The sequence below is a fragment of the Pseudomonas sp. MF6776 genome, from assembly GCF_016613125.1.
GTDB lineage: Bacteria > Pseudomonadota > Gammaproteobacteria > Pseudomonadales > Pseudomonadaceae > Aquipseudomonas > Aquipseudomonas iridis.
In genome coordinates this window covers 1-7,457 of sequence record NZ_JAENSQ010000065.1, presented here as the reverse complement: position 1 = coordinate 7,457, position 7,457 = coordinate 1, and the positions used below count along the sequence as shown (strand labels likewise).

The window sequence follows — 7,457 nt, the reverse complement described above, 5'->3', positions numbered from 1 at the left end:
TCGTGTAAACACTGCTCACCGATCACGCTGCGTTGCAGCAGCGCGGCGGCTTTTTCACCGCTTTCCGCGTCGTAGACCTCCCAGCCCACGGCCTTGCGGCTGTAAATATCCTCGATCAGATAGAGGTGGCTATAAGGGTCAGATCCATCTGATGCGGCAGATTAACGAAGCGAGCTATTACATCAGCAGAGCACAAGAGCTTGGTCATCCTCACCTGTTGACCTCATATATCCAAATTCTTGAGTTTTTAGGGCACTTCAAAAGCGCGCTCAACTCCTATGCGAAATGCTTTGTGAGTGCTGGGAAAGGACGGAATAGGCTCGAAGCTTCGTCGATATTTAAATCTGAAAAGACGTATCTGGAACAACACAACACAATCATGGATCTGCGCCATACCTACGTTGCGCACAATGATGAAAATGAGTTTGAGACGGTGGCAGTTCGGGAGGACCACGCACCAGGTGAACTGGTTCTTCACTTGCAGTATGAAATCTCTTTTCCTTTTGATCGACTTTACGAGCTAAGGAAGCTGATCCGGCTAGTTGAGCTTCATATTGTTGACCATCAGAAGGCTCATCTCGCTGCGATCGAGCGCGAGATTGGTAAGCCCGTGCGAGTTCTTGAAGGAGATAGATAACTTGGTTACGTACCTCGTTGTTTCAGAGGGGCAGAAAACTCTGGTGACAGAGCCCAGCCGTTGAACTTTGGTCTAACACCCTCAGTTTCCACAAGCCCGCATCAGCGGGCTTTTCGTGTATCAAACTCAATAATCCCGCATTTATTTCGGACGCCGACAATAGTGCAATCACGGGACATAAGACATCGCTGGCGCACCGTTCTCCTGAGTACCGTTTGAAGTAGCCGAGATTCTGATTTCAGGGAGCAAATGCATCACGTTGCAGAAAATCGGCCGCTTCGACCAATCCGCCCGGTCACCGATGACGTACAGCCGACGCTTGGCTCGGGTAGCCGCCACGTTCACCAGGTTCGGTTCGGACACGGCCCACTCGCGCGCGCCTGGCGAATCCGAATTACCACCCAACACCAGCACGACCACAGAAGATTCTTTTCCCTGCATGGTGTGGATGGTCCCAAAGACCATGGGCTGGCGCAGCATCACCCGCAACTGGTTACGAACGTCCTGGAAGGGGGTAATCACCGAGATGTCCTTTGCTTGCACACCCTCCCGCGCCAGTTTGGCCAGCAACGCCTTCAATGCCACCCCCTCCGCCTCAACCCAGTTGCCGCTTGAGGGCCCACGCACGTCGATCCAGCCTGTCGGCAGCGTGGCGGTAGTTTCCTTCTCCGGGGATGGCGTGCTGGTCCCGTACACCATGGCGCCGTCATACGCGATCAGATTGGCCAGCTCGAACATGGGCCGGTCGCAGCGCCGGTGAACCACCAACGGTAATCCGACCCAGCTTTTCATGCCGGCCGGGCCGAGCATCCTGCCGACCGCATTGCCCTGGTCAGCCACCGACTGCGCTGATTGCCCACTGGGGATCCAACGCGGGTCAACCTTGAACGGCTGGCGCATGTGTTCAAGCGCAGCGTCAGAAACGGACAGGATTGGCTTGAGCTGCAGGGGATCACCGACCATCACTGACCGGCGCGAACGCCATAGCGCACCCACTGCAGCCTGAGGTGTCGCTTGCCCCGCTTCATCCACCAGAAGCCAGCCAATCTCACCGGCGCCCAGCGTGGTAAACGTACGGGCAAAGGACGCGAATGTGCTGCTCAGTACCGGTACGACCATAAACAGCGTTGCCCAGGCCGACCGGATGGCGTGTTGTGACACGCCGCCGTACCGGGTCCCCTGCAGCATGCTGGTGACAAAGTTCAGGTTGCCGCGGATCCGTTTTGGTTCAAGCTCGAAAAAGGTCTTGTGCAGACGTAGTGCTTCAATGAACACCCGCGCACGTGCCCGGCGCCATCCCGGGACAATCCAGGGTTCCGCCAGCTCAATCTCAGCCCCCCGGCCGATGCCGCCAGTTCGCAGCCAGGCCAGAAAATGTGCTGCGTTGTACTTTTCCGCCAGCGTGGTCACCTGCGTTTCACGAGCTTTCGCTGACTGTTGCAACTGCAGCAATTTGGACTCGCTCACGGCCAACGCTTCGTCGAGCTCAGCCAAGTTTTTCTGGAGCTTCTTAAGCCTCACATCAACAAGCGTTGATTCCCTCGCCTCCGCATCAAGAACGGTCTGCAGCAGATCCAACTCCTGCTTCCATTGTCGGTAGCAACCCCACAAGCTGAACAGGTTGGACCAAAACCCGGGCTTGGTCTTGTTATGACGCTGTATGTGAGTTGCCTGTTTTCGAACCGCACCCTGGGCGGTGGTGCCCTTCTTGATAACGTCGTCGACCTCTGACGTGAGGCGTTGGCGCCCCGTAATGGACAGAGCAAGTTCTTCCTGCTGGAGCCGGACCTGCTCTCGCGCCTGCAGCATGGCATCCACCAACTGAGTCGCCAGTGCTGCTTCGGCCCCCACCGCTTCGGCCTGGGCCTTGGCTTCGTTGTAACGCTTTACCGCCGCTTGCCAGATGGACTGCCGGCTAACGGTCAGCTTCTCAACGGCGACCTCTTGCTCGTCGAGCCATTCGCGGAAGCCTTTCGGTTTTGGGTCCTCATCAGGGCCATCCGCCTTCCGAGCACCGTCCGCCTGCTCACCGTCAACTTTCTCTGCCTTATCCGGAGCGTCCTCCAGTTCATCCAGCTCCTCATCAAGGTCGACCTCGTCGAGTCCTGTCTTCCCTAGTGGCTTTCCATCGCCATAGTAGAACCGGGTGACAAATGTCTTTCGGTTGGTCTTGCTGCCCAGGGCAGCCGAGAACAGCCCCCAGGCGGGTTTGCCGGTCAGCCATTTGCCCAGGTCGGCGAAGTGATCGAGGTCGGACAGCCAACGCTCGTCGATCTTGTCTCGTTGGGGGAGCTCCAGAGTGACGTTCTCAACCGCGCCGTTGTTGGAGGATGCCACGACAATTTCATGGCCCAGCAGGCGCTCATTCAAGGGAAAGCAGAATTGAGGCTTGCCCCCATCCCTCGCCTGCTCGGCGCGCATCCCCTTGTCCGCAAATGCATCCGCGGCTCGCGGCAGCGATGCCAATACATCAGCCCGGCCGGTAACGACCGAGGCAATGATGTCCCTCAGCAGTGTGGTTTTACCCGTTCCTGGCGGACCATTGACCGCACGTTGTCCTTTACTGGCGCTGAGCGAGCCAACGATATGGTTAACCGCCAGTTGCTGGGAATGGACCAGTCCTTGATCCGCTTCTGTCGGCCAGCAACCAATCGGGTAGCGAGCCGGTGCCAGCTCGTCCAATAAGACCCGTGAAAAGCGATCATCGCCGACGTCTATCCGGCCACTGTCTGTGTGAGCTGTGAGGTAGGCGTTCAGCGGGGCACTGCTGTTGCTGCGCTCCAGGCTGTCCGCAACTTTGGCCAGGTCGTCCAGAATGAAACTGTTCAACGGGTCGTCGTCGTTTTCGACCTGTGTAGGCTTGATCGGTTTGGAGCGAAAGCGATGGAAGCTCTGCTGCTCCGCAAAAAAGTCGCGCAGCCCGAAATACGTAATGATCCAATTGGTAAGGCGAACGATTTTGTCCGAAGTTACCACCCCTGCGAGATGCTCTGTCGCGACGGCTCGTACCTTGTCCTGGGTCTCGTCGAAACTGCGCGCCCAATCCTCCCCTGCGCGCACTCTTGCCAGCAGCCAAGCGGCAGAGGACAGCACCAGGCTGTCGGCCACCATGGTGCCGGCGTGCGTTAATTTGAGCGCGTACAGGGCAACGATCTGGCTTTGGGGTTCCTTGTACCCCTGATCGGCGCCAAACACGTCCTCCAATGCCTTCACGGCGCATTTGAAGTCGTAGCAATGCGCGAAAAGGAGGTGGCTCCACACTTTGCCCTTCGGCAGTGGTTCTTTTAGGACTTTGCTCGTTTGGTCCCAGGGCATCACCGGGTCGGCCACGGAAACGTCGTGAATGTACGACTGATGCGGCGTTTCCCGTTTCTTGAGCTTGGGGGCTGCCTGCGGCTGAAGCAGTTCGACTGAGCGCCAGTAACGGACGATATCGGCAGGGGTCATCCAGTGTCCTTATTGAATTTTGCGCTGCTGGGAATCAAGCGGGCTGAATAGGCGCACATCGTACGAGGCGGACGGTGCCGCGGGGGAGTCTTTTTTTCTCTCACTGCCAGCTCCCTGACCATTTTTCTTCAGTCTGTTCCATTTGCGGTGGACACGCCCTCCCCTGTCCATTTTTTCCGGCTTCGCCGGGCCCGCGGTGCGGGCACACTCCTGTCCATTTTTTTGCTACCGCCTTCTGGCGCGAGATCCTTGTCGCTTGCTGGACTGCGTGTATCATGAACCTCTTACTGTACATCTATACAGGTTACCGAATGAACGCCATTTCAGTCATCGGCCGCATCCGGGTGGAGCCTGTTTCCGGGCTGCTCCCCGTTTTCACATCGAAGCTCAGTTGCGGGTTCCCTAGTCCTGCCGAGGACCTCATCGAGGAGATGTCCTCACTGGATGACATTGCTGTCGCCAACCCACCTGCGACCTACCTGGTGCGCAGTGGGGGTGACTCCATGATCGATGCCGGCATCTGGCCTGATGACGTGATTGTGGTCGATAGGTCTAAGAAGGCGGTCAACCGCTCAATAGTGGTTGCCATTCATGAGGGCGAGTTCGTATGCAAGCGCCTGGTGATTTCCGGTGACGTAGTTTTGCTCTGCCCTGAGAACAAGAGTTATTCCCCAATCGTGATTACTGACAAAGAAAATTTAATTATCTGGGGCGTATGCACTTTTAATTTACACCGACTTTGCCCGGTATGAACGGACGACCTGCGTTTATCTTGTTAGATGCAAACAATTTCTACGTGTCAGCTGAACGTGTGTGGCGTCCTGAACTTGCAAACAAACCTGTTGTAGTTGCCGGCTCTGGTGATGGCTGTGTAATCGCGCGCTCCGACGAAGCTAAGGCACTTGGTATTAAAATGGGAGAACCTGTTCACTTAGTCCGACAACAACATTGGCGCTCTGGTTTAATTATTTGTTCCGCGAACTTCCCCCTATATGGCGACGCCAGTTCACGTTTAATGCGAACTGTTGCCACAGTTGCGGCCAAAATAACGCCTTACAGTATTGATGAGTGTTTTTTACATGCCGATGGTATGTCGGACCAGCAACTTCATCAGTTGGCAATACAGGCGAGGGAACGGGTACTAGCGTGGACCGGGTTGGGTACCGGCGTCGGGATTGGCCCTACGCCAACCCTGGCGAAGCTTGGCTCCTACGGGGCTAAGCGGGTGTTGAAGACCGGCCTGTGCAACCTGATGTCTCCGATCGACCGCGAGCAGTTACTTGCGTTGACGCCCGTCGGCGAGGTTTGGGGGATTGGGCCTTCTTTGAGCGCACGGTTGGCCACCATGGGGGTAACCACCGCCGCTCAGTTTGCCGGGCTCCCACGACACGTTATTGAGCGTGAGTTCCCGGTGACAGTCGTTCGTACACAACTGGAGTTAAATGGCATCTGCGCGGTTGATCTGCAGGGCAACGATGGCCCCCGCGAGATGATCAACGTGAGTAGATCCTTCGGATCGCGGATAGAGACGCTGGATGCTCTGACTGCTGCCTTGGTGGAGTTCGCCTCGACGGCAGCCGGCAGGCTCCGAAAACAAGGGTCTGCTGCCTCAGCTATCCGGGTGTATGCGCGCACCAGCCCTTTTGAAACCAAGTCAGCACCGTACGCCAAGACGGTAACTGTCCCATTTGCACAGCCTGCGTCTGACGCCCGAGTGTTCGCCAAAGCTGTCTCACAGGCTGCGCGCAGTATATTCAAGCCAGGTATTCGGTTTTCCAAGGCGGGAGTTTTGCTGATGGGTTTACAGCCCGCATCAGCAATGAGCCAACACGACCTGTTCGGTTACGACAACACGTCGCAAGATCGGTTGATGTCCACTCTTGACGCGATCAACTTTCGATTTGGTCGTGGAACCGTAAAGCTTGCACGAACAATCGAATTGGCCGGACCGCGGACCAGGCCGGCAAGCCTATGCCCTGCATACTCATGTCGATTGGCAGACTTGAAAGTCGTTTTCTGATCTGCCTACTGCGCAGCTCGATCCGGCCCCACTGCTAGCAGCGCTGCTGCTAGTCCCTGTCCATTTTCTTCGCCTCTGATTCAGCGTTCCTTCCCGCAAGAACTGTGGACCAGCTGTAAATGCTGGCGATCCATCCGCAGCTTCTTATCACTGCCCTCCCACGCGCGCTGAATATCCTGCGAGATCTTGACCTGCGCCGGCATCATCGGAAAAAAGCCATTCTCCAGGCAGTCGAGCGCTGAAGCTTGGCCGGACTTCTTCAGGAAATCGTAGGGGCGCTGCAGGAACTCAGAGAGGGTCACGTCGATCAGGCTGGCAAGTCTTGCCTTGCAGTAGATGTCAGCCCAAAGGTCCAGCTCCACCTTCTCAATGGTGATCAACGTTTCATGGGGAGTGTTGCTCATAGTCAGTCCTGTTTGATTGTTGGATGACCCGACTCTATACCCTCTCGCCAATGTGCAACCTTCACTCAATCGGGGGATTAGCGTTCACCCGGCGCTGCAGCTCCAACAGCGTCTTCCGGGCCTTCATGTTCGACACGAGACTTTCTCGGATGATTGCGAATTTGGGTTCATAGGTGTGAAACAGTTGCTGCAACCAGTAGTCCGCTTTCTTCACAACCGCGTCCTGCCTGTAGCTGTGTCCCTTCCCTTTAGGAATCGCCGTCGTTCTCTGTTTCTTCTTACCCCCAGGCAAGTCGACGAAGCTCACTCGCTTCCAAATGATCGACACAGACTCCTGCTTATTCACCTTCACCTGCACTGTCCGGTAGAGGATTTTCCCCTCTCGTTTTGCGTCCGCAAAGAATGCGTCCCGAAGCTCGATTGCCTGATCCCTCAACATGAAGTGAATAGTGTCGAGCTCGCGAATCATCTCGAGGTACTTGGCGCTCAGCTTGCCACGCACAGAAGGGTGCTCTATCGGATCAATCATTACCCTACCCTTATAATAGGAATACAGAAATCTGGATTTCCCCTAGAAAAGCGAACTGTTTCGATGGGGCTTAAATCCATGGCCCAATTGCCAATATCCGCGAAACTCTACACGAATGACAAATTCCCTTATAGGGGGAATCTAGCCCAACTTTAGGGCCGGAATTTATGTCAGGAATGTAATCCGACAAAATGCCTTATAGGGGAAATCTACCTTCCTAAATTACTTGGCTTGTTATGAGTAAACGTTTTCTGGCTGCATTTCCCCTATAAAGGAATTTATCTAGAAAATAGCTTGGCGGCGGCAAAAACTGAGTGCAACACCTGACCTTTCCGGTACGGTGCTGCCCCTATGTCTTATACCGAACTCAGCGTTGAAGAGCGCGCCACCATTCAAATCGGTCGTACCCAAGGCTTCAGC

General features: G+C 55.7%; 6 protein-coding genes. 3 read left to right on the top strand and 3 right to left on the bottom strand.

Features of this window, described 5'->3' with window-relative positions; genetic code table 11:
• Positions 1–637, top strand: a 637-nt coding sequence (locus JJD74_RS30085; RefSeq protein WP_234451938.1) for a hypothetical protein, incomplete at its 5' end; no start/stop codon positions are given.
• Positions 638–805: 168 nt separating this feature from the next.
• Here the strand turns inward: JJD74_RS30085 and JJD74_RS30080 are convergent.
• Complete coding sequence (locus tag JJD74_RS30080) at positions 806–4,084, bottom strand: DEAD/DEAH box helicase (protein ID WP_200618039.1); 3,279 nt, start codon at positions 4,082–4,084, stop codon at positions 806–808.
• Between the two features lie 275 nt (positions 4,085–4,359).
• On the opposite strand from JJD74_RS30080, the gene JJD74_RS30075 reads away from it, so the two are divergent.
• Both JJD74_RS30075 and JJD74_RS30070 read left to right on the top strand, forming a co-directional pair.
• The gene (locus JJD74_RS30075; protein ID WP_200618038.1) at positions 4,360–4,836 is read left to right on the top strand and encodes a LexA family protein; all 477 of its coding nucleotides are present in this window, start codon (positions 4,360–4,362) and stop codon (positions 4,834–4,836) included.
• Positions 4,833–6,104 (top strand): Y-family DNA polymerase, encoded by a 1,272-nt coding sequence (locus JJD74_RS30070; RefSeq protein ID WP_200618036.1) that lies wholly within the window; start codon positions 4,833–4,835, stop codon positions 6,102–6,104. The genes JJD74_RS30075 and JJD74_RS30070 overlap by 4 nt, the downstream gene beginning before the upstream one ends.
• Before the next feature lie 80 nt (positions 6,105–6,184).
• On the opposite strand, the gene JJD74_RS30065 is transcribed toward JJD74_RS30070, so the two are convergent.
• Positions 6,185–6,508, bottom strand: a complete 324-nt coding sequence (locus JJD74_RS30065; RefSeq protein WP_200618034.1) for a hypothetical protein — start codon at positions 6,506–6,508, stop codon at positions 6,185–6,187.
• 61 nt (positions 6,509–6,569) lie between these two features.
• Complete coding sequence (gene mobI, locus JJD74_RS30060) at positions 6,570–7,037, bottom strand: conjugative transfer protein MobI(A/C) (RefSeq protein WP_200618032.1); 468 nt, start codon at positions 7,035–7,037, stop codon at positions 6,570–6,572.
• Positions 7,038–7,457 lie beyond the last annotated feature (420 nt).

Coding starts and splice junctions, on each gene's coding strand:
- JJD74_RS30065 (WP_200618034.1), bottom strand. CDS start 6,508: ATGAGCAACACTCCCCATGAAACGTTGATCACCATTGAGAAGGTGGAG.
- JJD74_RS30070 (WP_200618036.1), top strand. CDS start 4,833: ATGAACGGACGACCTGCGTTTATCTTGTTAGATGCAAACAATTTCTAC.
- JJD74_RS30075 (WP_200618038.1), top strand. CDS start 4,360: ATGAACCTCTTACTGTACATCTATACAGGTTACCGAATGAACGCCATT.
- JJD74_RS30080 (WP_200618039.1), bottom strand. CDS start 4,084: ATGACCCCTGCCGATATCGTCCGTTACTGGCGCTCAGTCGAACTGCTT.
- mobI (WP_200618032.1), bottom strand. CDS start 7,037: ATGATTGATCCGATAGAGCACCCTTCTGTGCGTGGCAAGCTGAGCGCC.